Origin of the sequence: Aliiroseovarius sp. PTFE2010 (assembly GCF_049943335.1) — a bacterium.
In the GTDB taxonomy this organism is placed as follows: Bacteria; Pseudomonadota; Alphaproteobacteria; order Rhodobacterales; family Rhodobacteraceae; genus JBNFVY01.
On the sequence record NZ_JBNFVY010000008.1, the window covers coordinates 35,656 to 61,628 of the forward strand.

Here is a 25,973-nt window from a genome sequence, read left to right on the forward strand (position 1 = left end):
CCCCTTGCGTCCGCTTCAATGCCACGGCGCTGCCGGGGGGAAACTGGCCCTGGGCAGGTTCCCCAGCCCGACCAACGCATGCGTCCCGGCCCGACCGGTCGTGCTGCATCAGCAAATAGTGTGATCGCGGCAGCGCCGGTTGATTTTTCGGCACCGTCCATCTGCCGCCCAGCGGCCCGTTGCGGTTCGGCAGCCGTGGCCTGTTGGCGGAAGGGCACAAACAGGACGTGCGATCCGAAAGGCTATCCTGCCAAACCCGAAAGGATATCAGCGGCTTGGCGCTCACGTTCGACCAAATTCTGGACTGTGTAGGCACCTGAAAGAATAGCGTCTTCGCGCGGGAAATAGACCTGATCCAGATAGGTGCAGAACGTCCCCCGCGCCTCGGCGTCGAAGCCCAAAGCGTCGGGTGTGCGCAGCCACTCTTGTAGCGCCGCGGGAGACTCGACCTTGGTCGCCATATCCCCAAAGCCATAGAAAGCATGCCCCAGCACCAAGACAGGCACGTCACAAAAGAAGGCTTCAAAACCGACCGATGAGTTGATCGTGATCACCCCACGCGCCGCAGCGACTTGGGCCATGGTGTTCGTCTGATTGTCGACACGGAATTTGGCCCCCGAAAGCGCAGAGAGCTTGTCTGAAAAACTGTCCTTGGCGGATGGGTGCTCTTTGATGCGGATAGACCAGCCGTCCGGCAATGCAGCGCTTGCGGTATGTAGCACGTCGATCATGTGGTCGACGCTTTTGATCCAGTCGCCATAGACAGTGATCTGGCTGTCTCCGGGCACTTGCAGGGGCACGAAAATATAGGGCTCGTTGCCCAGATCGCTGTCAGCCGCCACTTGGCCAATGTCACGTCCGCTCTTGGCCTGCCGGGGAACAATACCCCCGCCAATCTGCCGCCAGCCATCAGTGCTTGCGCCGCTCTGCCGCACCCATTGCGCGTAAAAATCGGCCCGTCTCGGCAGGCTGTTCCCGTAGTTCACGCCCTTGAAATCGACGGTCAATCGCCCGGGCAACGGGGCTTCTTCCAAGAAGATGACCGTTATGCCTTGCGCCGCAGCAATGTCCGCAGCCAGTCGGCGGTGGCCCTTGATGCCATTCCAAACCACAAGACAGTCGGCCGACGCGCGCTGTAACCGGGCGTGCAACCAGTTGGCTTGCCCCCTGAGAAAGGCAGCTTTTGCAAATGTGCCGAACGCCGATTGATGTGACCGGGTTGCGCTTTCAAGGGCCGCAGACGTGTCTATTGACGGGCCGCATGGGCGCAATCCGACGGCCGGGATGATGTCGGTATTTTCCGCGCCAAACAGGCCCGCCGCGATTTTGGACACGCGGCGTTTGCCGCTTTCGATGACCACCGCACGGCGAAGCGGTTCAAGGGCGGTCATACCCAAACCCTTCGTAGTCAGCCCGATACAAGTTCCCCAGGATGTCGGCGGTCTGGGGCGACACCTTTGGCGCAGCCCCGCTTGTCCTGTTCATCAAATCGAGGTCCGGCAGACCGATGCCGCGATCCAAACACAGGCGTTGAATATGGGCCCAGTCATCAGCAAGGCTTTCAAGCTTTGCCGCGTAGAACCCCGGCAGGTCGCGAACGTGTTTCAACAGTTCGGATTGCGGGCTGAAATGATCATTGAGCGCCCATGTCGGCCAGCGCGCCAGCCGCGACACAAACTGGTCAAATGGTAGTTTGCGGCGCATGCCCATACGGCGAAGAGGGCCGAAAACCTCGTCCGGCTCATCCATCTTGTTTCGCCACGCTGACTGAATGCGGGCCGTGGGTTCACGCACCACCGCAAAGATCAGCCAATCGGGGCCTGCAAGGTCTTTGGCAAAATGGCTGGACCGAATGGCATGGGGGCGCATTGCTGACGCAATGGGTTCGCTTTTCGTCGGTTGCACCCCGAAAAACGGTGCCATCGCAGTCTGAATCGAAGTCGAGGCCGCCTTTGGGATCACCGCATAGGCCACCCGTTGCTCTGGCATGGCAAAAACCGGGATATCCGCAGGCTCGCGCCCTGAAAGTGCGCGGCGCAAGCAAAGTTCCCAGTAATGCGCGTTCAAGTGATAGCCGGCCATTTGGCCCCCAAGTGCAAGACGCCCCCGCACGACAGGCGGGGGCGTAGGCCGATCAGGCGGGGTTCTTCGCGAAGCGCAGGTACGGCAGCTTCTTGTCGATCTTGCCGTATTTTTCTTCGGCGGCGGCGTCGTCCAACGACAGGGCGACAATCACGTCCTGGCCGGTTTCCCAATTGGCCGGTGTGGCCAGCGGCTGCTCATAAGTCCGCTGCAGCCCGTCAAGCGCGCGCAGAACTTCGGCAAAATTGCGGCCAACGGACATGGGATATGTCATCATCAATTGCACCGTCTTGTTCGGCGCGATGATGAAAACGCTGCGAACGGTCGCAGTGTCGGCAGGGGTGCGCCCATCGGGCAGATAGGCTTCGGCCGGCAGCATATCGAATGCCTTGGATAGTTCCAGCTTGGTATCGGCGACAATGGGAAAGCCGGCCTCGGTGCCCGCGACGCTTTCAATGTCGCCCTTCCATTTCGTGTGCTCGTCGACACTATCGACAGATACACCCAGAACCTTGGTGTTGCGCTTGGCCCATTCGTCACTCAGCTGTGCGACAGCACCAAATTCGGTTGTGCAAACCGGGGTGAAGTCCTTGGGGTGCGAAAAAATGACCGCCCAGCTGTCGCCGATCCAGTCGTGCAGGGTGATCTCGCCCTTGTCGGTTTCGACAGTCAGGTTCGGTACGGTGTCGTTGATACGCAGTGCCATAATTTGCTCCATTGCCTTTTTACGTATGGTCGCGCACAGATAGTGCGGAACGGGGTTTCGGTGACCCAAATGGCCACCAAGATGCCACGTAAGTCTTATCACGTCATTCTTGGGAGGACAGATAATGATCGAGAAAAGGAAATTCTACATCGACGGCCAATGGGTCGCACCCCTGAACGGCACGGATCATTCGGTAATCGATCCGTCAACCGAGGAACCCTGCGCCGTCATATCCTTGGGCGGCCAGCCGGACGTGGACGCGGCGGTCAGCGCAGCCAAGGGGGCATTCGCGGATTGGTCCGCGCGCCCGATGGAAGAGCGCATCGCGTTGATCGAAAAACTGGCCGATGTTTACAAGACCCGGACAGAAGAACTGGCCCAGGCAATCAGCATGGAAATGGGCGCACCCATCGATATGGCCCGCACCCAACAGGTCGGAGCCGGGATCGCTCACATCAAGACATTCATTCACACAGCCAGGAATTTTGAACAGATCCGCCCCTTGGGCGATCACGCGCCGAATGACCGGATCATCTATGAGGCGGCCGGGGTCTGCGGCCTGATCACGCCTTGGAACTGGCCGATGAACCAAATCACGCTCAAGGTCATCGCGGCGATGGCGGCAGGCTGCACGATGGTTCTGAAACCGTCCGAAGAATCGCCTCTGTCAGCCATGGTTTTTGCCGATATGATTCATGACGCCGGGATTCCTGCCGGTGTCTTCAATCTGGTCAATGGTGATGGCGCTGGCGTGGGCACGGCCCTGACGGCCCATCCCGATATCGACATGATATCGTTCACCGGATCGACGCGGGCGGGTATCGCGATCCAGAAAAACGCCGCCGATACGCTTAAGCGCGTGCATCAGGAACTGGGCGGGAAAGGGGCGAATGTCGTCTTTGCCGACGCCGACGAAAAGGCGGTCAAGCGCGGTGTCATGCATATGATGAACAACACCGGCCAGAGCTGCAACGCCCCCAGCCGCATGCTGGTGGAACGCAGCCGCTATGAGCAGGCTGTCGAGGAAGCTGCAGCCACGGCAAATATGGTCACCGTCGGCAATTCACACGAAGAAGGTCGCCACATCGGCCCCGTCGTGAACGAGACACAGTTCAACAAGATCCAGGGGCTGATCCAGAAAGGCATCGACGAAGGCGCGCGCTTGGTGGCGGGTGGCCCCGGGCGCCCCGACGGGCTGAACCGCGGCTTTTTTGTCCGGCCCACGATTTTCGCCGATGTGACCCCCGATATGACCATCTGGCGCGAGGAAATCTTTGGCCCGGTTCTGTGCATGACGCCTTTCGACACCGAAGACGAGGCCATCGCACTGGCAAACGATACGGTTTATGGGCTGACAAATTACGTGCAGTCCGTTGACGATAGCCGCCGGATCCGCATGGCACGCGCGCTGCGATCCGGCATGGTCGAAATGAACGGCCAGCCGCGCGGGGCCGGGGCGCCCTTTGGCGGAGTCAAGCAATCAGGCAACGGTCGCGAGGGCGGAAAATGGGGCCTTGAAGACTTCTTCGAGGTCAAAGCCGTGTCGGGCTGGCCCGCCGAGTAATACGATTAGGGCGCCCCAGCGGCGCCCTTTTCATACCGTCGGGAAAGCTTGTGGCGCGATACCACCCACGTGCACTGGAATGCCTGCTAGCGCGTATCATTGCATGGCAATTGATCCAGCACCCTGATCCGGCGCGGAGCGGTGCAGGTTTATGCAGCAACGGCCTCAGTCTAACTACCAGAGACGTTCACCAAGTTCGGTGTTGGATCGTTGGTGTTTCTCGGCAACTACAAAATATCAGAGGCGCGGCGACCTGTGCGCGGGCGAAAACATCCGCGCCGCCCGCTCGCCCCCGCACGGGCAAGGCCGGAACCGGCGCGATCTTTGGCCATCACGACGCGCGCGAGTAGCGTACCCCCTCGGGCACATGCTGATCCAGAACCGATGCGATGATGCGGGTGAGGGCATAGCCCTTTGGCGCAACCTCCATGCGGGTTCCATCCAACAAGACAAAGGGTGCGAAACGCTCGGCCATCTCTTTCAGATAGGGTGCCAGCTTGTCGGCGGGGGCGCCAAATTCATCGCTCAGCGCGTCCAGGTCGACAGCGAAGGTGCACATCAGCTGTTCGATCGCGCGGGCGTGCAGCCGATCCTCTTCCGTCATCTGGTATCCACGCGCGCCCGGGAAAACGCCTTGCGCGATCCGCTGCTTGTAGGCTGCAGTCGCCGGCGCATTCTGGACATATCCGCCCGGAAAGCGCGAAATCGACGATGCGCCCAGGCCGATCAAAGTCTGGCAGCTGTCCGCCGTGTACCCTTGGAAATTGCGACGCAATCGCCCCTTGTCCAAAGCGGTCGCCAAGCCATCGCCGGGGCGCGCGAAGTGGTCGATGCCGATCGCCGCCAGTCCTGCGTCGACGAAGCGTTCACTGGCACGCGTGGCAAGGCTGTAGCGGGCCAGATCGTCGGGCAACGCGTCTTCGTCAATCAGCTTTTGTCGTTTGGACACCCAAGGCACATGCGCATAGCCAAACAGGGCCACGCGGTCGGGTGCAAAGGTCAGAACCTTGTCGATGGTGTCCTCGATCCGGGCAAGGTTTTGATGCGGCAGACCATAGACCAGGTCGGTGTTGAGCGATGTGATGTCGGCCGCGCGCAGATCATCGACGCAAGCCTGGGTGACTTCGAATGGTTGCAGCCGGCCAATTGCTTTTTGCACTTGTGGGTTGAAATCCTGAATGCCGATGGACGCACGCGTCATACCTTCGGCGGCCAACGCGCCGATCTTGGCTCGATCCACCATCGTCGGGTCGATCTCGACCGAAAATTCAAAATCGTTCGCCGGGGGAAGGACACTGCGGATCGCCTTGGCCAAGCGATGGATCAACGGCGGCGGCAGGATCGTGGGCGTGCCGCCACCCCAATGAAGCCGCCCCATGCGCAGGCCATTGGGCAAGGTGTCGCGCAGCATCTCAAGCTCGGCCTCAAGCGTTTCGATATAGCTTTCCACGGGCCCAAGTGTCTGCGTGCCCTGCGTGTGGCAGGCGCAAAACCAGCATAGGCGCTCGCAAAACGGGATGTGGATGTAGACCGAAACCGGCTCTTTTGGGCTCAACTCTTCAAGACTGCGCTGCTGAAACCCTGCACCCGTCCGGGGCGTGAAAACCGCAGCGGTCGGATAGGACGTGTATCGGGGCACACGCGTGTCAAACAAGCCAAGAGCCCGAAGTGTTTCAATATGTTCCATGTGCTCGTTATGAGCCTGCGCGCGGCGAGCATCTTTGCAATAGATCAAACTTTGCGAATGGTATCTGCCAATTTTGGCAGGGTGCCGCACGGTCACGTCATGTGCGGCCTGACCGCCTGCGGCTTTGGTACTTTACTGCGATCAACGCGAAAGCCATGAGGCATCACGTGGGCAAAACTCGACCGGGGCGGCTGAGGATAAAAGCCGCAGCAAGCAACATGCTTGCAATCTGCACGATCAGGACAAAAACAGGCACCATCAGCGCGACCGAAAGGCCAAGGGCCCCAATCATCATCGACAGTGCAAGCGCCTTGTAGCGGGGCGCGATCACGCCTTGTGCCTGCCAATCCGCGATGATTGGCCCGAATGTCCGGTTCTGCAGCAACCAGCCGTGCAATGCGGGTGAGCTTTTGGCAAAGGCCATTGTCGCCAAGATAACCAGCGGTGTCGTCGGCAACAGCGGAAGCACGACCCCAAGCGCACCAATGCCCAGCGCAACACAACCCAGCGCCTTCCAGCCCACGCGACTCAACAATGCCGCCAGGGGAACACGGGCCGGTTTGGAAAAAGGAGCGGATCGCTTCATCGTCTGCGTCTTGCGAATTGGTATTTTGTATACTAATACCGGCAACACCGCGGTGGGGCAAGATCGCTGATGAACTTGTCATGTGCGGCTTGGGAAAGTGTTACGGGATGACCGAGACCAGTGTTCTGGACGAACTGCCCGGCGAATTGTTGATGTGGATTCTCATCGCAAGCGAGCTGCTTGTGTTTGGGGCCGGTTTGATCGTCTTTCTGTCCGTGCGGATCATGGATCCCGCCGGTTTTGCGGACGCGCAGGATGCACTGGACCGCACCGGTGCCGGCATCAACACGATCGTTCTGATCACAAGCGGCTTTCTTGCTGCGCTGGCGCTTCGTTTGGGGCGCACCGGCGCGCGAACACCTGCGCGCCTTGCTCTTGTCGGAGCGGCATTACTCGGGGCGTTGTTCCTGTGGATAAAAGGCGCCGAATTGGCGTCCCATGCCGCACATGGCATCGTCTGGGACACGCATGCATTTTTCAACTTCTACTTCATGCTGACAGGGTTCCATGCCGCGCATGTCGCGGCCGGCGTCGCGCTGTTGCTGCTGGTTGCCTGGCGCGATCATGTCAACAATATCGAAGACGCGTCAGCATTCTGGCACATGGTCGATCTGATCTGGGTTCTGCTTTTCCCCGTAATCTATCTTCTGCAATGAACAACCGGCCGCTTCATATCGCATGGGTGCTTCTGTTGGCGCTGAGCCTTGGGTCAACGGCCTTGTCGGTATCGTGGATTTGGGCGCAGTGGCCTGCTCTGGCGGGTGTGGCGGTGATGGCGCTTGCCTGGCAAAAGGCGCGGATCATTCTTGCGCAGTATTTGGGGTTGGACCAAGCGCCAAGCTGGCAGCGCGGTTTCAATGGAGCGTTGAGCGGGCTGTGCCTGCTGCTACTGGGTCTCTACCTTGCCCCGCTGGTGCTGTGAGCTTTGCGGATCACCTTGCCCCAAGCCAAGCGCTCCGGCATTTTGGGGGGGCGGATTCTGTACTGATCCGCGGTGAAAATGAGTGGGATTTGTGGCTGCCGCCTAGCAGTGCGCGATATGCGCACAGGTACTCTCTGCAAAATCGGAGTGCGCAGGATCGCGGATGTCGGCATCGGGTTGCGACAGTTTGATCGCGGCCCCTGACATTTTGGCGACAAAGCCAAAATTGTCTTCGGTGTAGCGCTGACCGGGGTGGGCCGCCGTGTTGTCAAAATAGCGCCACTTGTGGCCATCCCGCGTATCTTCAGGCAAAGCTCAGCGGTTCAGACAGGGCAACATCTGCAAGCGTAGAGCGATCCAGATCGGCGATAAACGCATTTTTCGCTGACGCCAACCTGCCTTTCAGACGGCACTGCATGTCAATCGTGCAGCGGGTTTTGTCGGGTCCAAAACATTCCACCAGAGCTTGGTCGGCCTCAAGTACGGAAACCAGCTGACCCAAGCGCAGTTCCGATGCGGGGCGCGCAAGTTTTGCGCCGCCGCCGCCGCCGCGCCGTGTTTCAACGATGCCGGCCTGTGCCAGCTGCTGCATGATCTTGCTCAGATGAGCGCGCGACAGCCCAAATTCGTTGGCAAGTGCCGCGGTGGAATAGACCCGGTCAGGCGCGCTGGCCATCCGCATCAACATGCGCAGGCCATAGTCGGTGAAAGATGTCAGGCGCATGCAGCGTCTCTTCTTTAATTAGTATGTACAATACCATTTACCCGGCCTAGGTTTGAGTGCAACTTAAAAAAGGCCACCGCTTTGCACAACGCTGATACAGACAGCCTCCGCATTTCTTCGGCACGGCCGCAGATGACCCGCACGATCATGGCAAAGACCGGGCTGGATGAAGCAATTCTGAAAGCGCTGGTGCACGGGTTCTACGCCAAAGCCCGCGAAGATGAGGTTCTTGGGCCGATCTTTGCGGAACGCATTTCGGACTGGGGCCCGCATCTGGATAGAATGGTCGATTTCTGGTCATCGGTGGCGCTGATGACCGGACGGTATCACGGCGCACCTGTTCCCGCGCACACCAGCTTGCCGGTGACATCGGCGCATTTTGATCGTTGGCTGGCGCTGTTCCGCGAAACGGCGCACGAGGTGTGCACCGTCCAAGGCGCCGCACATGTTATCACCCGCGCCGAACGCATTGCGCGATCGCTGAACATGGCGGTTCAAGACGCGCAGCGGCTTTGCCCCCATGCCGTTCCTGTGCTGCGCTAGGGGATCGCGCCGATCCACAAGGCGGCTTGGGGCACTGAACCAGGGCACCGGCCCAACGCTTTACCTGTCAACCGCGGCGAAACGTGAACCACGGCCCCATGACGTTTCCTGCTTAACCCGCATCAAAACGTCGATCTAAGTTCAATTTGTTTGCGCTAGATCAACGTTGCCCCCTGCCAGACAAAATAGATCAAGAGTATGCGGACTTTCGTCTCTTTCTTTGTGCTGACATTCCTGTCGCTGGCGCTGATCCTTGCCGGACCGGCATCGCGCGGCACGGCCCTGTCACATACCACGCTGACCGAGCTGTGCATCGACGGCGTGGTCCAGGCCGTGCGCATGGGCCCCGACGGCCAGCCGGTGGCACCTGGCAAAGACTGTGAAACGTCTCACAGTTGCTGCGTTCTGGTGGGCGATCTGGCCTTGCCGGACACCCTGCCCAAACGAACAGCCCTGCTTCCACATCCAGCGCCAGCCCTTGATGTGACGGCCGCATTCGTCCCTCGCTTAGAATTCCTTTTTGCCCATCCGCGCGGCCCTCCGGTGGCGCAGATTGGGCAGATTGACCAAAGGAAAATCCGCTCATGACCGCTTTACGCTCCCTTCTTTGGGTAATGCTCGCGTGCCTCGGCACGTTGTTTTTCGCGCAATCCGCGCAGGCGCAATCCCAGTTAAGCCTTCTTCTGCCGGAAATAGCCGCAGAGGAATTGGTCGAAGGGGCGACAGGGTTCGGTCGCATGCACGACGATCTGCCGATCGTTCAGGTGATGCGCGATCAGGATCCGATCGGGTGGGCCTTTATCACGTCGGATTTTGTTTCGACGACGGGATATTCTGGCAAGCCGATCCATACGATGGTTGCCGTCGATTTTGCGGCGCAGGTGATCGGCGTCGAACTGGTCAAGCACTATGAGCCGATCGTTCTGATCGGTATTCCCGACGCCAAGGTAAAGGCGCTGGTTGCCAACTACCGCGGCCTTGATCTGGTGGCAGAGGCCGAATCCGGCGGCACATCCCACGATCTCGACATCATTTCGGGTGCCACCGTGACGATCATGGTGATCGATGATTCCATCATCCGCGCCGGCCTCAAGATCGCGCGGAAGCTGGGTTTGGGTGGGCTGGCTGTCGAAGTCGAAACCGGGCCGCAATATGAAATAATCCCCGACGCCGCGGCATCCCAGGACTGGATGACGCTTGAAGGCGACGGCACGCTGCGCCGGTTGTCACTGGATGTGGGCCAGGTGAACGCGGCTTTTGCCGCGATGGACGACCCGCGGGCCGAAAAGCGCGCGCTGACAGCCCCCCCGGACACCACTTTCATTGAAATGCAGGCCACACTGATTTCGCATCCAGCGATTGCAACGGCGATCCTGGGCGAAGCGCGGGCCGACAATCTGCAAGCTTGGCTGGATGAAGGCGATCACGCGGTCGCGATCTTTGGCAGGGGGCTCTATTCCTTCAAGGGGTCGGGCTATGTGCGCGGCGGCATTTTTGACCGGATTGTTCTGATTCAGGACGATATCTCGGTGCGTTTTCGCGACCGCATGCATCAGCGCATCAACGGCATCGATGCCCACGGCGCGCCGCAATTCAACGAAGCGGACCTGTTCAAGATCCCGGCGGACAGCGGGTTTGACCCAACCAAGCCATTTCGCATCCAACTTCTGGTGCAGCGCGAAATCGGTGCGATCGAGAAGGTATTCACGACATTCGATCTGGGGTACCGCCTGCCGGACCCGTACCTGCGCATGATCGCGCCAGCGTCCGCCCCCGACCTTTCGCCAGCCGTCAGCGAAGTTACCTCGCAAACGGAAAGCCAGGCGCATCAGGCGCTGTGGAAACGGATCTGGGCGGGCAAGACTGTTGAAATTGCGGTTGTTGCCGGCATGCTGGTGCTTTTGACTGGCGTCTTCTTCTTCCAGAAAATCGCCACCGCGAACGAACGGGCATTCTTTTGGTTCCGCATGTCGTTTCTGACCGTCGTTCTGGTTTATCTGGGATGGTATGCCAACGCGCAGCTGTCCGTTGTCAACCTGATCGCGCTGTTCAACTCTCTGATCTCGGGGTTCAGCTGGCAGGCTTTTCTGCTTGATCCACTGACCTTTATCCTGTGGTTCGCGGTCGCCGCAGCGCTGCTGTTCTGGGGCCGTGGGGCCTATTGCGGCTGGCTTTGCCCCTTTGGCGCGCTGCAAGAGCTGACCAATCGGATCGCCCGTGCCCTGCATATCCCCCAATGGACCTTGCCCTGGGGGCTGCACGAACGGCTTTGGCCGGTGAAATACATGATCTTCCTGGGCCTGTTCGGCGTATCGCTCATGAGCATTGAGCAGGCCGAACGTCTGGCCGAGGTGGAACCGTTCAAAACCGCGATCATTCTGAACTTCGTGCGCGCCTGGCCATTCGTGGCCTATGCCGCGGCGCTGCTGATAGCCGGGCTTTTTGTCGAGCGGTTCTTTTGCCGCTATCTCTGCCCGCTTGGCGCGGCACTGGCGATCCCTGCACGGTTGCGCATGTTCGACTGGCTCAAGCGGTATCGCGAATGCGGAAACCCCTGCCAGACCTGCGCGCATCAGTGCCCGGTTCAGGCGATCCACCCAACCGGAGAGATCAACCCGAACGAATGCATCAACTGTCTGCACTGCCAGGTGCTCTATCAGTCGACCACGGTCTGTCCGGTCGTCATCAAAAAGATGAAGCGGCGCGCCAAGGATGCCGCGGCCTCGGATCCTGGCCGGTACATCGCCGGCCATCCAAATCAACCCAAGACTCAACCCACCAGCTGAAAGGAAAACTTATGTCAGAGGGAAAGAAATTGCCGATCACACGCCGGGGCCTTCTGGGCGCCACGGCAGGTGGCGCCGCGCTGGCCGGGACCTTCGGCACCCGCGCGATGTTGACGGGCACGGCCACTGTCGGTGCGGCGACTGTTGCCGGAACGACCAGTGCACGCGCGGCCACCGGCGCTGAGGTTGGGCCGGGTCAGCTTGATGAATACTACGGCTTCTGGTCGTCGGGCCAGGCCGGCGAAATGCGCATTCTGGGCGTGCCGTCGATGCGCGAGTTGATGCGCATTCCGGTGTTCAACACCTGTTCAGCCACCGGCTGGGGCATTTCGAACGAATCAAAGAAGATCTTGACCGAAGGCCTGCTGCCCAAAACCAAGGAATACCTGGCTGCCAACGGGCATGAATTCCCACCAAATGGCGACCTGCACCACCCGCATATGTCCTTCACCGAAGGCACCTATGACGGGCGCTATCTGTTCATGAACGACAAAGCGAACACCCGCGTCGCACGCGTGCGCTGCGATGTGATGAAATGCGACAAGATCATCGAAATCCCCAATGCCAAGGCGATCCACGGCCTGCGCCCCCAGAGATGGCCGCGCACCAACTATGTCTTTGCGAATGGCGAAGACGAGACGCCGATGATCAATGACGGCAAGATCCTGGACGAACCCGACAAGTACGTGAATTTCTACACCGCTATTGATGCCGATGAAATGAAGGTTGCATGGCAGGTGATGGTGTCTGGCAACCTGGACAATACCGATTGCGACTATGACGGCAAATACGCTTTCTCGACGTCTTATAACTCGGAAATGGGTATGAACCTGCCTGACATGACCGAAAAGGACATGGATCATGTTGTGGTGTTCAACATCAAAGAAATCGAAAAAGGTATCGAAGCGGGCGATTTCCAGGAATTGAACGGCGTCAAGGTGCTGGACGGGCGCAAGGGCACGAACAACAAATACACCCGCTACATTCCAATCCCGAATAACCCGCACGGCTGTAACATGGCCCCCGACAAGATCCACCTGTGCATCGCGGGCAAACTGTCGCCCACGGTGTCGATCATCGACGTGCGAAAGATCGACGCGCTGTTCGACAGCGATGCCGATCCGCGCAGCGCCGTGGTGGGCGAGCCGGAACTGGGGCTTGGGCCGCTTCACACCTGTTTTGATGGCAAGGGCAACGCTTACACCACGCTGTTTCTCGACAGCCAGGTGGTCAAGTGGAACATCGAAAAAGCCAAGCAGCTTTATGCGGGCGAAGATGTCGATCCGATCATCGTCAAGAAGGATGTGCACTACCAGCCCGGTCACAATTCGACCGTGATGGGTGAAACACTTGAGGCGACCGACAAATACTATCTGACGATGAACAAGTTCTCTAAGGACCGGTTCCTCAATGTCGGCCCTCTCAAGCCTGAAAACGAGCAGTTGTTTGCAGTCGATGGCGATGAGATGACGCTGATCCACGATGGCCCGACCTTTGCCGAACCACACGATTCCATCATCGTCGATCCGGCCAAGCTAAACCCGAAATCGGTCTGGGATCGCAACGATCCAATGTGGGCAGACGCCCGCCGCCAGGCCGAAGCAGATGGCGTCGATCTGGATGACTGGCAGGAAACGGTGATCCGCGATGGCAACAAGGTGCGTGTCTACATGTCGGCCAACGCACCGACCTTCGCGCTTGAATCATTCACTGTGAAGCAGGGCGATGAGGTGACAGTCATCGTGACCAACCTGGATGACATCGACGACCTGACCCACGGCTTTACCATGGGCAACCACGGTGTCGCGATGGAAGTCGGGCCGCAGGCGACGGCGTCGGTGACCTTTGTTGCGGCGCAGCCGGGCGTATTCTGGTATTATTGCCAGTGGTTCTGCCATGCACTGCACATGGAAATGCGCGGACGGATGTTCGTGGAACCGCGTGCGAGCTAAGCCATGATGCGTGCCCTGTCTCTTGTTCTGTCATTGCTCTTTGCGCTACCCCTTTGGGCGGCCGAATTTGCAGTGCCAGCGGGACAGGGCACGCTTGCCAAAGCCATTGCCGGGGCCAACCCCGGCGATGTGCTGACCCTTAGACAGGGCCGGTACAAAGGCGCAATCATCATTGATCGCCCGCTTACCCTGGCCGGAACAGACGGCGCAATCATCGATGGAATGGGCCAGGGGACCGTCCTGACCATAGATGCCCCGGATGTGACCGTGCGCGCACTGACAGTGACCGGGTCCGGCACAAACAGCGAAGCGCTTGATGCCGGGATCAAGATACTGAAAGGCGCGGATCGCGCCGTGGTCCGGGACAACAAGGTGCTGGGCAATCTGCACGGTGTCGACATACACGGTGGGCGCGATGCGCAGGTGATCAACAACACCATCGAAGGCACGCGGCAAACCCGCGTGAACGACCGCGGCAACGGCATCTATGTCTGGAATTCGCCCGGCGCGCTGGTCGAAGGCAATTCCGTACGCTGGGGCCGCGACGGCATCTTTTCGAATGCGTCGCGCACGGGCATCTATCGCAACAACCTGTTCCGCGACCTGCGTTTCGCCGTGCACTACATGTACACCAACGATTCCGAAGTTTCGGGCAACGTGTCCATCGGCAATGGCCTTGGCTATGCGATCATGTTCTCGAACAACATCGTGGTGAAGGACAATCTGAGCCTGTCTGACATCAGCCACGGCATGATGCTGAACTATGCCAACAACGCCGAAGTGTCCGGCAATCTGGTGCGTGGTGGCACGAACCGCTGCACTTTCATCTACAATGCCCACAAGAACCTGATCTATGGCAACCGCTTTGAAGGCTGCGCGATCGGGATCCACTTTACCGCCGGATCCGAACGCAATGTGCTGACGGGCAATGCCTTTATCGGCAACCGTGAACAGGTGAAATACGTAGGCACCCGCGATATCGAATGGAGCTTTGAGGGCCGCGGCAATTACTGGTCCGACCATCCTGGCTTTGATCTGGGTGGCGACGGGATCGCCGACAGCCCCTTTCGCCCCAACGATCTGATGGACCATATTCTGTGGTCGCAACCTGCCGCGCGGCTGCTGACCGGTGCACCCGCCGTGCAGCTGATCCGCTGGGCACAATCCAGTTTCCCAGCCACCCTGCCCAGAGGTGTCGTCGACAGTGCCCCCCTGATGGTCGCGCCGCAAATTACGGTGCCCGATGAATACGCCGCGATGGAGGCCGAAGCCGCCGCACGCCGCGATGAAAGCGATATGAATGACCTCGACGTTAACGATCTCTCATCTCATTAAGACCTTTGGCGGGGTGCATGCCCTGTCGGATGTCTCTTTGACCGTGGCGCCCGGCGAACGGGTCGCCCTGCTTGGCCATAACGGCGCAGGCAAGTCCACGATGATGAAGATCATCCTCGGCCTGATCGCGCCCGACAGCGGCGAAATCACCGTCTGTGGCGCCCACCCCGGCGACGCCGTAGCGCGGTCAAAAGTTGCCTATTTGCCCGAAAACGCGGCGTTTCATTCGGCGCTGACCGGGTTGGAACAGATCACATTTTACATGCAGTTGCGCGGCGTCGACCCCAAGGGCGGGCAGGATCTTTTGGCGCGGGTGGGGCTGGCCGATGCCGCCCGCCGCAGGATTGGAACCTATTCCAAGGGGATGCGGCAGCGCGTCGGGCTGGCGCAGGCGCTGATCGGACATCCCAGTCTTTTGATTTTGGACGAACCCACAAGCGGTCTGGACCCTGTGTCGCGGCGTGACTTTTACGAATTGCTGGATGGACTGGCCGCAGAGGGCGCGGCGATCCTTCTGTCGAGCCATGCACTGACCGAAGTAGAGGCGCGCACCGACAGGCTGCTGATCTTGTCTGGCGGGCGCATGGTGGCCGAAGGGTCACTGCCCGATCTGCGCAGCCAAGCCGCCTTGCCCATCGCGCTGCACGTGACCGCGATCAATGGCTATGCGCCCGAACTGATGAAGGCGTTTCCCAATGCGATCCAGACCAATACAGGCCTGCAGTTAACCTGCGCCCAAGAAGACAAGCTGGCCACGCTTGCCCGAATTTCCAATCTGCGCAGCAAAGTGGCCGATCTCGAGGTGATCCCGCCCAGCCTCGAAGACATTTACAGCCACTTCAGCCGGAGAGACGGCCAATGATGAGGCGCATCCTTGCCACCGCCCGAATCGAGGCCAAAATCGCGGGGCGCAACCGCTGGGTGCTGATCGCTGTACTGTTGATGGTGGTTTTCTCGCTGGTCCTGTCGGCTGCGGGTTCGGCCCCGACGGGGGCATTGGGGGCCGACCGGCTTTCGGTGGTGGTGGCGTCGCTCACGTCACTGTCGGTTTATCTGGTTCCGCTGGTGGCGCTGCTCATGTCCTTTGATGCCATCGCGGGCGAGGTCGAACGCGGCACGCTGCCCCTTTTGTTGACCTATCCTGTCGCCCGGTGGGAGGTTCTGACCGGCAAATTGCTGGCCCATGTGACGATCCTGATCCTGGCGATGGTTGCCGGCTATGGCGCGGCAGCGATCTTGGCCATTGCCACGGACGCGCAGGCAGTTGACGGTCTGAATGCGCTGTGGCGGCTGACCTGGACATCCGTTCTGCTAGGGGCAACGTTTCTTGGTCTTGGCTATGCGGTTTCTGCTTTGTCGCGACGGGCGTCGGGGGCGGCCGGCCTGGCCATCGGTATCTGGCTGGGGCTTGTTGTGCTCTACGATCTGGGCCTTTTGGCGGCGGTAGTTGCCGATGACGGCGGATTTTTCACCACCCAGATTTTTCCCGCAGCGCTATTGGCCAACCCCGCCGATGCGTTCCGCCTGTTCAACCTCAGCGCTGCCGAATCCAGTTCTGCTGCCTTTGGGGTAGCCGGCGCGGCAGGGACAATCCCGCAATGGCAATCGCTTGGATCGGTTGTCATCTGGCCTTTCGTCGCGCTGATGCTGGCCGCGCTGACCTTTAGAAAGGTTGAGGCATGAAACGCTTGGCGCCTATCCTGATGTGCCTTCTTTTGGCGGCCTGTAAAGAAGAGCTGGCACAGGACACCACGCCGTTGCCTCTGAATGCCGATGCGGTGGGGCATTACTGCCAGATGAATCTTCTCGAACATGACGGGCCCAAAGCACAGGCCCACCTGGCCGGGCTTCCCGGTACGCCGCTTTTCTTTAGCCAGGTGCGCGATGCGGTCGCATATCTGCGAATGCCCGAGCAAAGCCACAAGGTTATCGCCGTCTGGGTCAACGACATGGGCGCTGCAGGCGCGCGTTGGGATGCGCCCGGCGCTGACAACTGGATCGACGCAAATGAAGCCATCTATGTGGTGGGCGCGGATGTCATTGGTGGTATGGGCGCGCCTGAACTGGTGCCCTTTTCACGCCTCGCGGCGGCACAGGCATTTGCGGCGGCCCACGGCGGCGCCGTGATGACACTGGACGAAATACCTGACTCGGCCGTTCTCGCGCCGGTCGAATTGAATCAAGACAGCGATGACAGCGCGTTTCGCGAACGCCTACGCGCCCTGTCGGACGAAATGGGAGACTGACATGAACATGATATCCCGACGCCGGGCCCTGACGATCCTGGCTGCTGCGACAACCTTGCCCGCATCCGCAATGGCCGATGTGCCGATATATACATGGCAAGGAAGGGCTCTGGGCGCGCGCGCGACGCTGCGTCTGGCCCATCCTGACGCTGGCGCCATCGCGGCGCGGGCCGCATCCGAAATTGACCGCCTTGAAGATGTGTTCAGCCTGTTTCGCCCGCAAAGTGCGCTATCACGACTGAACCGGCAGGGATCGCTTGAGGCCCCGCCGTTTGAGCTGTTGCAATGTCTTTCATTGGCGGGGCGCGTCCACGAGGCGACACAAGGTCTCTTCGATCCGACGGTTCAACCGCTCTGGCGTGTCTATGCGGATGCAGCCGTTGACGGGCGTTCACCGCGCACCGTCGATCTGTCCAAGGCCCGCGATAAAATTGGTTGGAACGGCGTGCACTTTGCGCCTGACCAGATCACGCTGGAACCCGGCATGGCTCTGACACTGAATGGCATTGCGCAGGGCTGCATCGCCGATCGTCTTGCCGATCTGCTTGCGGCAGAAGGTTTGGACAACATCCTGATCGACACCGGTGAACTGCGCGCCATGGGCGGCGATCCAAACGGGAAATCCTGGAATGTACAACTGGTCGATGGACGCCAGGTTCCGCTGAAAGCACGGGCTCTGGCGACATCTGCACCGCGCGGCACAACGTTCGGTGAGGGGACCAGCGGGGCAAGTCACATACTGGATCCAAAGCGCGGTGTGCCTGTTCCAGCGCAGTGGCGCGAAATTTCCATTTCTGCACCATCGGCAGGCTTGGCCGACGCCCTTTCGACGGCGGCCTGCTTGTTTCCCACCAAATCTGGGATCCAATCCTGCGTGCGATCATTCCAAGACGTCCGTGTTGAAAGGATTTCCGCCGCTTAGGATAGCTGGTCAATCTGGCGAGACAGCGCAAGCCGGGCGCTGACAAATCGCATCGACTGAGCGATCATGGTACGCGGTCTTTTTGGGCCGAATTGGCGGCTGACCCGGATCTGCGCAGTGCTCTCTTGCGCGCGCCGAAGCCATGGCGCGGCTGTTGAGACCGGCCACCGAAACGCAGCTGTGCGATGTCCTGTGTCGCGTTTTAGCTCCCGGGCATCGGCTGCGTGCTCGCAGTGGCCGCTTTGGTCTCGGCCATCATGCCATGGATGAAAACCTTTTTGAAATGCTCTGAAATTTCGTCGGCCGAGGTGGCCGATGACCCATAGTTCCAGAAGGGAAGCCAGTTGAGCGCGCCAAACAGTGCCGCCGAAGTCAGGCGCGGATCACAGCTGTCACGAAATTCGCCGGTTTTTATCCCCTCGGTGATCGCATTGCGGATCAACCAATCCAGACGATTTTTCTTGGACCGCAACTCCAGGCGGACCTCATCTGTCAGCAAATTTTCGCGTGTGAGAACCAGGCAAGCCCCGAAATCAGTCGCCATCCAGCGCGAGTATTCGTCAATGATGAGTTCAACCTTTTTCCCGGCACTGCAACGTTCTCTTTCGACCGAATGCGCAATCCGATCAAGAATCACTACGCTGTGACCCAAGATCTCCATCAAGATCTGGTCTTTGCTTTGAATATAATAGTAAATCGTGCGTTTTGTGATCCCCAGAGACTTTGCAACATCATCCAACGAAGTCTTTTCGTAGCCGTTTTTATTGAACAGGCTAGCACTGGCTTCTACGAGAGCCTGGCGTTTTTTTCGCCGTAATTCATCGCGGCTTTCGACCACGTGATTCCATTGATCTGTACTCATAAAAGTCGCCTAAAATGCTCTTTGATCTCTGAAACTCATGCCGGAGTTTTGTCTCCGTGTAAATCGTTACACTCACAAGTTACATAAACTTGTTGACAGGTATCTCATCGTAGGTGAACTTCACCGCAGAGTGTAATAGGCAAGTCATCAAGGGCGCAAAAATGGCTTATAGCGTTTTGATCGCCGATGTCGGATTGACGAAATTCGGCGCGGCGGGGGGGACAGTTCCCTTTCCAGTTTTCGGCGCCGCGGATGCGGTGACCGTGCCTGCGGCCTTTGCCGAAAACCCTGGACCGCGCACAGATGATCGCAGCGCGGGTCACACGATGACCGCCGATATACACAGCGCGTTCGACGCCTATAACGTGATGCAAATCGTCGGCCATGACATGACCGCCGCTGCATCAAAGCAGCTTGTCGATCAGACGGGTCTGGGTGCCAAGGATCTGGACCTAGTCAAAGCAGACGACTGCTTCGCCCAAAACGAACTGACACATCCGCTAGCGGGCACTTCGAACAAGCAACAGGTCGAAGACGCGCGCACACAGTTCAATGCAAACCTGGCGTGGGCGGAGCCCGTGCCATGACCGTTTTCTAGAACCAAAAATAAGGGGGGGAATATGATTGATAAATCTTACATCGGCTACACGCCGAAACCATTCACCGTTGACATCGAAAAAGGCCGGCTGCGGTTTTTTGCCCGTGCCACCGGACAGGACGATCCGATCTATCTGGATGAGGACGCTGCAAGAGCTGCCGGATATTCCGCCCTGCCCGCTCCGCCAACCTTCCTGTTTTCTATCGACCTAGAGCAGGACAACCCGATGGAATTCCTGGACGTTCTGGGTGTCGATATCGCGCGCATTTTGCACGGGGAACAAGAATTCACCTATCACAAGCCGATCTGCGCCGGAGATCGTATCACGATGCAGTCCCGTGTTGCCGATATCTACGACAAAAAGAACGGCGCGATGGAATTCGTGGTTCAGGAATACAAAGCGACCAATCAACACGGCGAGCATGTTGCCGATATGACCCGCACGATTGTGGTGAGGAACTGATTATGGCCGATACCCTTAGCAACATCGAAGTGGGCGACGCGATCCCCAGCTACACGACCAAGCCAATCACCCGCACCACACTGGCGCTATTTGCCGGCGCGTCGGGGGATCACAACAGGATCCACATCGACATTGATTTCGCGAAAAAGGCAGGCATGGACGACGTTTTTGCGCAAGGAATGCTGCCGATGGCCTATCTGGGCCGTTTGTTGACAGACTGGGTGCCGCAGACAGCGATCCGCAAGTTTTCCTGCCGTTTCAGATCGATCACCCATCTGGGCGACGCAATCACCTGTTCCGGTGAAGTCACTGAAAAATGGGACGATAACGGTGAGACCCTTGTAAAGCTGGCGCTGCAAGCCGCGGACGGCACTGGCGATGTAAAACTAGCTGGCGAGGCGGTCGTTGCGCTGCCAACGAATACCTGAGGGATCTATGGCGTATCTGACCGGCAAAACCGCGTTCACCACAGGTTCTGGTCGTGATTTTGGCGGCGCAGTAGTGCTGAAACTGGCCGCCAAAGGCGCGCATGTCATTGTCGGCGATCTGGACAATGCACCAGCCGCAGAGGTGATCGAAACCATAAAGGCAGCAACCGGCAAAGTGCTGTCGATAGGTGGCAGCATGACACGCGGCTGAAGCCAAACATCGGGGAGGGGGAGCGTCATGGAATTTTCAGACGCAATACAACTATTGGTAATCGGGATATCGCAGGGCTGCGGCTATGCGTTGATCGCGATCGGTTTCGTGTTCATCTACCGCGCGACCGAAATCGTCAATTTCGCCCATGGTGAATTGATGATGCTGGGCGCGTTCATGGTGCTCACGTTCTCGGAAATCTGGGGCTTGGGCTTTTGGCTTGGCTCTGCTCTGGGCATCCTGTCGCTTGGGGTGTTCGGGTACCTGTTGGACGCCGTGGTCATGCGGCGCCTGGTGGGACAGGCGCAGGCCACGATCTTTATCCTGACTGTCGCAATCGCGATGATGCTGCGCGCGCTGGCTGGGATGATCTGGGGCTGGAGCCCGCTTACACTGAGCGTACCGTTCATGCGGGACGTGAACATTGGCGGCGTCGTGATCGGACTGGACCGGATCACCATCATCCTCGGCACGATTGTAATCTCGTTGCTGCTTTACGTCTTCTTCTCGCGTACCCGCACAGGTCTGGCGATTCAGGCCGCCTCGCAAAACCAGCTGGCGGCGTATTATTCGCGCATTCCGGTCAAACGACTGATTGCAGTGGTCTGGGCGATCGGCGCGATGGTTGCCGCAGTTGCGGGCATCATGATGGCGCCTGTGACTCAGGTCGATACCGGCATGAGCATTTTCGGCATCAAGGCGCTGGCGGGCGCGGTTGTGGGCGGCTTCGGCTCTATCCCCGGCGCGTTTCTTGGCTGCCTGATCATCGGCATCGCAGAACCGTTCCTTGATTTCTACTTCCCAGCATTCAAGGGCACATATGCCTATATCATCATGCTGGCCGTTCTTTTCATCCGCCCCGAAGGTCTGATCTCACAGACCTTCCAGAAGAAGGTCTGATGATATGCAGGTACTTTTCAAAACCAACTACGATCAAGACATCAACTACCTTGTGGACCGGGGCGAGCGTTTTCGCGTTCTGCTGGCGCTCGTTCTTGCGCTGATTGCGCCGCTGATCGTGGGCGGATACTTTCTTTCGGAACTCACGATGTTTCTGGTCTACATCATTGCCGGTCTGGGACTGATGGTACTGGTCGGATTTACCGGCATGGTCAGCTTTGGTCACGGTGCCTTCTTGGGGATCGGTGCTTACACCAACGCGGTGTTGTTGGGCTACGGCTTGCCGTTCTTCATCACGTTGCCAGCCGGCGCGTTGGCTGCGGGTCTGATCGGTGCGGCGCTTGGGCGTGCCGCAAGCAAGATGCACGGGTTTTACATGGCCATCGCCACGCTTGCCTTTGCGATTGTCGTAGAAACCGGCATCGGCGCCTGGGAACATGTCACGGGCGGACATATGGGCCTTTCGGTCCCGCCCATGACGGCCTTTGGCTGGGAAGTCACCGCCGGTCCGCTGCAATACTATCTGATCCTTGCACTTGTCGTGTTCTGCATCTGGGGCGTTGCCAACCTGATGCGTTCACCCACAGGACGTGCTTTTGTTGCGGTACGCGATTCCGAAACCTCGGCGCGATCGCTGGGGCTGAACATCGCACGCACCCGTATCAAGGCCTTCTTTATCAGCGCCATGCTGACGGGTCTTGCGGGTGGCTTGCTGTCGCATCTGACGTTCTACCTGTCGCCGGAATCCTTCGGCGTCAACGAATCCCTGAAACTGCTTTTGATGGTCATCGTCGGCGGTCTGGGCACGATCACTGGCGCGATCTTTGGTGCGGTTTTCGTGTCAATCCTGCCCAACCTGATCAATCTGCTGCAAAACGTGCTGCCGCAATCCATCGCGCAGGCTGCAGGGCTGGAACAGTTGTTGTTCGGCGCCATCATCTCCGGGTTCATAATGTTCGAACCGGAGGGTCTGTATGGCCGCTGGCGTAAACTGCGGCTGTTTCTGGAGACCTTCCCTTATTACAAACGGGCCACGTTCACGCGCCAGAAACGTTATCTCAAAACGGAGCGGTTCAGATGAGCGAATTGGAAGTCAACAATCTGGTCGTGGCCTTTGGGGGCGTCAAAGCGATCAACGATGTCAGCTTTTCGGTAGAACCTGGCGAAATCTACGCTGTTATCGGCCCGAATGGCGCCGGCAAGAGCACGATCTTCAACGCGATCAGCCGTGTCTATACGCCCAAATCCGGCTCGATCCGGTTTCAGGGTCAAGAGTTGCTGAACTGCGAGGCACATGAGGTCGTCAGCGCAGGCATCGCCCGCACGTTCCAGAACATCGAGCTGTTCGAGAACGCGACTGTGCTGGACAACTTGTTGGTCGGTCGCGCTTCGAAAGTGCGCACCGGGGCGCTGTCCGAGTTCTTCTTCACGCCTCGGGTACGGCGCGAAGAGCATGAACACCGCCGCAAGGTTGAGGATATTCTTGATCTGCTGGACATGCAGCATCATCGGTATGAAAAGGTCGCCGACCTGTCCTATGGCGCGCGCAAGAACGTCGAACTCGCGCGGGCGCTTTGTGCCGATCCCAAATTGCTGCTGCTGGACGAACCCGCATCGGGGCTGAACCCCGAAGAAACGGCGGACATGTCGTTCTGGCTGAAGGACATCAAGGAAGAACTGGGCGTAACCATCGTGATGGTCGAGCATGACATGAATCTGGTGGGCCGCATTGCCGACCGGGTTCTGGCCATCGCGGGCGGCGAGGTTCTGGCCGTCGGCAATGTCACCGAGGTTCAATCGAACCCCACCGTACAAGCCGCATATTTGGGGACAGACGCATGACCACTCCGCTGCTTGAACTGCGAAACATTGAAACCTTTTATGGCCCGATCATGGCCATTGCCGGTGTCAGCCTCAAGGTTGAGGCGGGTAGTATCGTCACCATCCTTGGCGCCAATGGCGCGGGCAAGACGACGCTGCTTAAAACCATTTCCGGCGCGATTGACTGCCGCAAGGGCAAGGTCCTCATCGACGGCGAAGAGGTGCAAAATCGGGCGCCGGACGTGGTTGCTTCGAAGGGCATTGGCCATGTCCCCGAGGGACGCGAAGTGTTCCCCTTCATGACTGTCGAGGAAAATCTCAAGCTGGGGGCGTGGGGGCGAAAGGATCGCGACGGCATCGCGCGCGATTTCGAAACGATTTATTCCTATTTCCCCGATCTCAAGACCAAGCGCCGCGACATGGCTGGTTTTCTATCTGGTGGTCAGCAGCAGATGCTTGCCATCGGCCGCGCTTTCATGGGCCAACCGCGCCTGATGATCCTTGACGAGCCGTCGCTGGGCCTGTCGCCGCTGCTGACCAAGACCATTTTCGACATCGTGCGGCGTATCAACGCCGAGCAGGGGGTGACCATCGTGCTGGTTGAGCAGAATGCGCAAGCAGCGCTGAACGTCGCCGAACACGGTTTCATCATGGAGGTCGGCCGGGTTGTGATGGACGCACCTACGAGTGAACTTCTCGACTCTGACGACATCAAGGAATTCTACCTCGGGCAGTCCGATGTAGGCGTGCGCGGCGAAAAGCGCTGGAAAAAACGAAAGACCTGGAGGTAGTCATGGACGCCGTTATTACATCCGATTTCGTCTCTATCGACGGGCACGACACACTGGCCAAGCTGTTTCGCGCGCGCGCGAAGGAATGGAGCGACCGTATCGCCATGCGCGAAAAGGACTACGGCATCTGGCGGGCCTTTACCTGGGCGGATTACGAACGCTTCGCCTATGATTGCGCAGGTGGCTTTATGTCACTGGGACTTACGCACGGCGATGTGGTGTCGATCCTGTCAGAGAACAATAAGGAATGGGCCTTTGTCGATATGGGCGCGCATGCCGCCGCACTGACGATAAACGGGGTCTATCCGACCTATCAGGAAGGCCAGCTGCGCCATCTTCTGAACGATTCCCAAACCCGCGTGCTGATCGTCGAAAACGAAGAGCAGCTGGACAAGTATCTGTCGGTCCGTGACGAAGTTCCGTCAGTCTTGCGGGTTTATGTGATCGATTGGAAAGGGCTTCGCGGATTCAGCGATCCCATGGTCGAACCCATCGAAAACCTCTACGAGGCGGGCGCGCTCTATCGCAAAGAGAACCCGGACGCGATCAACAAGGCGATTGACAGCGGCAAAAACGATGACACCGCGGTGCTGATCTATACCTCTGGCACCACCGGCGCGCCCAAAGGGGCGCTGATCCCCGATCGCTATCTGCTGTTCCAGATGTCCGCCGCGCCAGACACCTTTCCGATCACCGGCGACGACGATATCCTGACCTACCTGCCGCTGTGCCACGCGGCTGAACGGTTGATTTCGCTGTGCATGAACCTGGGCCACGGCACCCGGATCAACTTTGCCGAGAGCTCCGAGACGGTGTTCGAAAACATACAAGAGCTGTCGCCGACGGTTCTTTTTGCGGTGCCGCGGATTTGGGAAAAGTTCTATTCGCGCATCAACACCCTGATGACCGAAGCAACGTGGGTCGGCAAGAAAGGGTACGAGATTGCGCTTGGGATCGGGCGCAAGCGCGCCGACTATCTGTTGCAAAACCGCCGGGTTCCGCCCCTTCTGGAGGCGCAATTCAAAATCGCGGATCGACTGGTGTTTCGCAATCTCAAGCAGCTCTTGGGCCTTGATCGCTCAACGTTCCTGTTGTCCGGCGCGGCGCCTATTTCGTCGGATCTGCTGCGTTGGTTTTTCGCGCTTGGCCTGCCGGTCGCGGAAGTCTACGGCCAGACCGAAACCGGGCTTGCGGCCATTACAAATTCCGACGAACCCAATCCTGGGACGATCGGCTTTCCGGTGCCGGGGGTCGAATTGAAACTGAGCGAGCAAAACGAAATTCTGATGCGCGGCCCCTCGATGTTCTCGGGTTATCTCAACAATCCAGAAGCCACACAGAATGCGCTGGTCGATGGATGGATCCACACCGGCGACGTCGGCAAGATCGACGATGACGGTGCCTGGAGGATCACCGACCGGCTGAAGGACATCATCATCACGGCAGGCGGCAAGAACATCACGCCCAGCCAGATCGAGAACGAATTGAAATTCTCGCCCTTCATTTCTGACGCGGTGGTGGTCGGTGACAAGCGCAAGTATCTGACCTGCCTGATCATGATTGATCAGGAGAACGTCGAGAACCATGCGCAAACCCACAATATCCCGTTCACTGATTATCGCTCATTGTGTGCGCACCCCGAGATCATTGAACTGATCGAGGCCGAGATCAATAGCGCGAACAAAAAGTTCTCTAGCGTCGAGCAGGTGAAAAAATTCCGCCTTATCAATGTGTTGCTCACAGCGGAAGACGATGAAATGACGCCTACCATGAAGCTGAAGCGCAAGTTCGTCGAAACCAAGTATGAGAACCTGATTTCCGAAATGTACTAACCGCCGCTAACC

28 protein-coding genes are annotated in these 25,973 nt (G+C 58.7%); 21 read left to right on the forward strand and 7 right to left on the reverse strand.

The features are described from left to right. Positions 1-242: 242 nt before the first annotated feature. Genes ACP2AV_RS11690 through ACP2AV_RS11700 form a run of 3 tightly spaced genes read right to left on the reverse strand, consistent with a single transcriptional unit; the run spans position 243 to position 2,788 of the window. On the reverse strand, positions 243-1,391 hold the full coding sequence (locus ACP2AV_RS11690) for a capsular biosynthesis protein (protein ID WP_426372910.1): 1,149 nt from the start codon (positions 1,389-1,391) through the stop codon (positions 243-245). Further along, positions 1,378-2,082, reverse strand: coding sequence for a sulfotransferase family 2 domain-containing protein (locus tag ACP2AV_RS11695; protein WP_426372912.1), 705 nt, complete (start codon positions 2,080-2,082; stop codon positions 1,378-1,380). Before ACP2AV_RS11695 ends, ACP2AV_RS11690 begins: the two co-directional genes overlap by 14 nt. Positions 2,083-2,134: 52 nt before the next feature. Further along, the gene (locus ACP2AV_RS11700) at positions 2,135-2,788 is read right to left on the reverse strand and encodes a peroxiredoxin (protein WP_426372913.1); all 654 of its coding nucleotides are present in this window, start codon (positions 2,786-2,788) and stop codon (positions 2,135-2,137) included. A gap of 124 nt (positions 2,789-2,912) precedes the next feature. Between ACP2AV_RS11700 and ACP2AV_RS11705 the strand changes: the two genes are divergently transcribed. Beyond that, positions 2,913-4,352 (forward strand): aldehyde dehydrogenase family protein, encoded by a 1,440-nt coding sequence (locus ACP2AV_RS11705; RefSeq protein ID WP_426372914.1) that lies wholly within the window; start codon positions 2,913-2,915, stop codon positions 4,350-4,352. 331 nt (positions 4,353-4,683) lie between these two features. Here ACP2AV_RS11705 and hemN read toward each other — a convergent pair whose 3' ends face one another. Both hemN and ACP2AV_RS11715 read right to left on the reverse strand, forming a co-directional pair. Then, positions 4,684-6,039, reverse strand: a complete 1,356-nt coding sequence (hemN, locus tag ACP2AV_RS11710) for an oxygen-independent coproporphyrinogen III oxidase (protein WP_426372915.1) — start codon at positions 6,037-6,039, stop codon at positions 4,684-4,686. A gap of 163 nt (positions 6,040-6,202) precedes the next feature. Beyond that, positions 6,203-6,625 carry a YbaN family protein gene (locus ACP2AV_RS11715; protein ID WP_426372916.1) on the reverse strand — a complete coding sequence of 141 codons (423 nt, stop codon included), beginning with the start codon at positions 6,623-6,625 and terminating at the stop codon, positions 6,203-6,205. Between the two features lie 107 nt (positions 6,626-6,732). On the opposite strand from ACP2AV_RS11715, the gene ACP2AV_RS11720 reads away from it, so the two are divergent. Beyond that, on the forward strand, positions 6,733-7,281 hold the full coding sequence (locus ACP2AV_RS11720; protein WP_426372917.1) for a cytochrome c oxidase subunit 3: 549 nt from the start codon (positions 6,733-6,735) through the stop codon (positions 7,279-7,281). Further along, a complete protein-coding gene (locus ACP2AV_RS11725) occupies positions 7,278-7,547 on the forward strand; it encodes a nitric oxide reductase F protein (RefSeq protein ID WP_426372918.1) in 270 nt (89 codons plus the stop codon). The genes ACP2AV_RS11720 and ACP2AV_RS11725 overlap by 4 nt, the downstream gene beginning before the upstream one ends. Before the next feature lie 304 nt (positions 7,548-7,851). Here the strand turns inward: ACP2AV_RS11725 and ACP2AV_RS11730 are convergent, their stop codons facing one another. Then, complete coding sequence (locus ACP2AV_RS11730) at positions 7,852-8,271, reverse strand: RrF2 family transcriptional regulator (protein ID WP_426372919.1); 420 nt, start codon at positions 8,269-8,271, stop codon at positions 7,852-7,854. Positions 8,272-8,403: 132 nt separating this feature from the next. On the opposite strand from ACP2AV_RS11730, the gene ACP2AV_RS11735 reads away from it, so the two are divergent. The 9 genes from ACP2AV_RS11735 to ACP2AV_RS11775 all read left to right on the forward strand — a co-directional run bounded on the left by ACP2AV_RS11735 (position 8,404) and on the right by ACP2AV_RS11775 (position 18,055). Beyond that, a complete protein-coding gene (locus ACP2AV_RS11735) occupies positions 8,404-8,814 on the forward strand; it encodes a group III truncated hemoglobin (protein ID WP_426372920.1) in 411 nt (136 codons plus the stop codon). A 198-nt stretch (positions 8,815-9,012) separates the two neighbouring features. Further along, positions 9,013-9,402, forward strand: a complete 390-nt coding sequence (locus ACP2AV_RS11740; protein ID WP_426372921.1) for a hypothetical protein — start codon at positions 9,013-9,015, stop codon at positions 9,400-9,402. Next, complete coding sequence (locus tag ACP2AV_RS11745) at positions 9,399-11,600, forward strand: 4Fe-4S binding protein (protein ID WP_426372922.1); 2,202 nt, start codon at positions 9,399-9,401, stop codon at positions 11,598-11,600. The genes ACP2AV_RS11740 and ACP2AV_RS11745 overlap by 4 nt, the downstream gene beginning before the upstream one ends. Positions 11,601-11,611: 11 nt before the next feature. Further along, the gene (gene nosZ / locus ACP2AV_RS11750) at positions 11,612-13,552 is read left to right on the forward strand and encodes a TAT-dependent nitrous-oxide reductase (RefSeq protein WP_426372923.1); all 1,941 of its coding nucleotides are present in this window, start codon (positions 11,612-11,614) and stop codon (positions 13,550-13,552) included. Positions 13,553-13,555: 3 nt separating this feature from the next. Then, positions 13,556-14,887 carry a nitrous oxide reductase family maturation protein NosD gene (locus ACP2AV_RS11755; protein WP_426372924.1) on the forward strand — a complete coding sequence of 444 codons (1,332 nt, stop codon included), beginning with the start codon at positions 13,556-13,558 and terminating at the stop codon, positions 14,885-14,887. Beyond that, positions 14,853-15,749, forward strand: coding sequence for an ABC transporter ATP-binding protein (locus ACP2AV_RS11760; protein ID WP_426372925.1), 897 nt, complete (start codon positions 14,853-14,855; stop codon positions 15,747-15,749). The genes ACP2AV_RS11755 and ACP2AV_RS11760 overlap by 35 nt, the downstream gene beginning before the upstream one ends. After that, complete coding sequence (locus tag ACP2AV_RS11765) at positions 15,749-16,570, forward strand: ABC transporter permease (protein WP_426372981.1); 822 nt, start codon at positions 15,749-15,751, stop codon at positions 16,568-16,570. Before ACP2AV_RS11760 ends, ACP2AV_RS11765 begins: the two co-directional genes overlap by 1 nt. Beyond that, the gene (locus ACP2AV_RS11770; protein WP_426372926.1) at positions 16,567-17,133 is read left to right on the forward strand and encodes a nitrous oxide reductase accessory protein NosL; all 567 of its coding nucleotides are present in this window, start codon (positions 16,567-16,569) and stop codon (positions 17,131-17,133) included. The genes ACP2AV_RS11765 and ACP2AV_RS11770 overlap by 4 nt, the downstream gene beginning before the upstream one ends. A gap of 1 nt (position 17,134) precedes the next feature. Further along, positions 17,135-18,055, forward strand: a complete 921-nt coding sequence (locus ACP2AV_RS11775) for an FAD:protein FMN transferase (protein WP_426372927.1) — start codon at positions 17,135-17,137, stop codon at positions 18,053-18,055. 202 nt (positions 18,056-18,257) lie between these two features. Here ACP2AV_RS11775 and ACP2AV_RS11780 read toward each other — a convergent pair whose 3' ends face one another. Continuing rightward, the gene (locus ACP2AV_RS11780) at positions 18,258-18,917 is read right to left on the reverse strand and encodes a TetR/AcrR family transcriptional regulator (protein ID WP_426372928.1); all 660 of its coding nucleotides are present in this window, start codon (positions 18,915-18,917) and stop codon (positions 18,258-18,260) included. Positions 18,918-19,078: 161 nt separating this feature from the next. Here ACP2AV_RS11780 and ACP2AV_RS11785 point away from each other — a divergent pair, with 161 nt between their 5' ends. The 9 genes from ACP2AV_RS11785 to ACP2AV_RS11825 are packed head-to-tail and all read left to right on the forward strand — an operon-like array spanning position 19,079 to position 25,961. Beyond that, positions 19,079-19,504, forward strand: a complete 426-nt coding sequence (locus ACP2AV_RS11785) for a hypothetical protein (RefSeq protein WP_426372929.1) — start codon at positions 19,079-19,081, stop codon at positions 19,502-19,504. A 33-nt stretch (positions 19,505-19,537) separates the two neighbouring features. Then, positions 19,538-19,978 carry a MaoC family dehydratase N-terminal domain-containing protein gene (locus tag ACP2AV_RS11790; protein WP_426372930.1) on the forward strand — a complete coding sequence of 147 codons (441 nt, stop codon included), beginning with the start codon at positions 19,538-19,540 and terminating at the stop codon, positions 19,976-19,978. A 2-nt stretch (positions 19,979-19,980) separates the two neighbouring features. Further along, on the forward strand, positions 19,981-20,406 hold the full coding sequence (locus ACP2AV_RS11795) for a MaoC family dehydratase (RefSeq protein ID WP_426372931.1): 426 nt from the start codon (positions 19,981-19,983) through the stop codon (positions 20,404-20,406). Positions 20,407-20,413: 7 nt separating this feature from the next. Continuing rightward, positions 20,414-20,617 (forward strand): SDR family NAD(P)-dependent oxidoreductase, encoded by a 204-nt coding sequence (locus ACP2AV_RS11800; RefSeq protein ID WP_426372932.1) that lies wholly within the window; start codon positions 20,414-20,416, stop codon positions 20,615-20,617. A 27-nt stretch (positions 20,618-20,644) separates the two neighbouring features. Beyond that, the gene (locus tag ACP2AV_RS11805; RefSeq protein WP_426372933.1) at positions 20,645-21,517 is read left to right on the forward strand and encodes a branched-chain amino acid ABC transporter permease; all 873 of its coding nucleotides are present in this window, start codon (positions 20,645-20,647) and stop codon (positions 21,515-21,517) included. Positions 21,518-21,521: 4 nt separating this feature from the next. Then, on the forward strand, positions 21,522-22,598 hold the full coding sequence (locus ACP2AV_RS11810) for a branched-chain amino acid ABC transporter permease (protein ID WP_426372934.1): 1,077 nt from the start codon (positions 21,522-21,524) through the stop codon (positions 22,596-22,598). Then, the gene (locus ACP2AV_RS11815) at positions 22,595-23,359 is read left to right on the forward strand and encodes an ABC transporter ATP-binding protein (RefSeq protein ID WP_426372935.1); all 765 of its coding nucleotides are present in this window, start codon (positions 22,595-22,597) and stop codon (positions 23,357-23,359) included. The genes ACP2AV_RS11810 and ACP2AV_RS11815 overlap by 4 nt, the downstream gene beginning before the upstream one ends. Beyond that, positions 23,356-24,129 carry an ABC transporter ATP-binding protein gene (locus tag ACP2AV_RS11820; protein ID WP_426372936.1) on the forward strand — a complete coding sequence of 258 codons (774 nt, stop codon included), beginning with the start codon at positions 23,356-23,358 and terminating at the stop codon, positions 24,127-24,129. Before ACP2AV_RS11815 ends, ACP2AV_RS11820 begins: the two co-directional genes overlap by 4 nt. 2 nt (positions 24,130-24,131) lie before the next feature. Continuing rightward, positions 24,132-25,961, forward strand: a complete 1,830-nt coding sequence (locus ACP2AV_RS11825) for an AMP-dependent synthetase/ligase (RefSeq protein ID WP_426372937.1) — start codon at positions 24,132-24,134, stop codon at positions 25,959-25,961. Positions 25,962-25,973 lie beyond the last annotated feature (12 nt).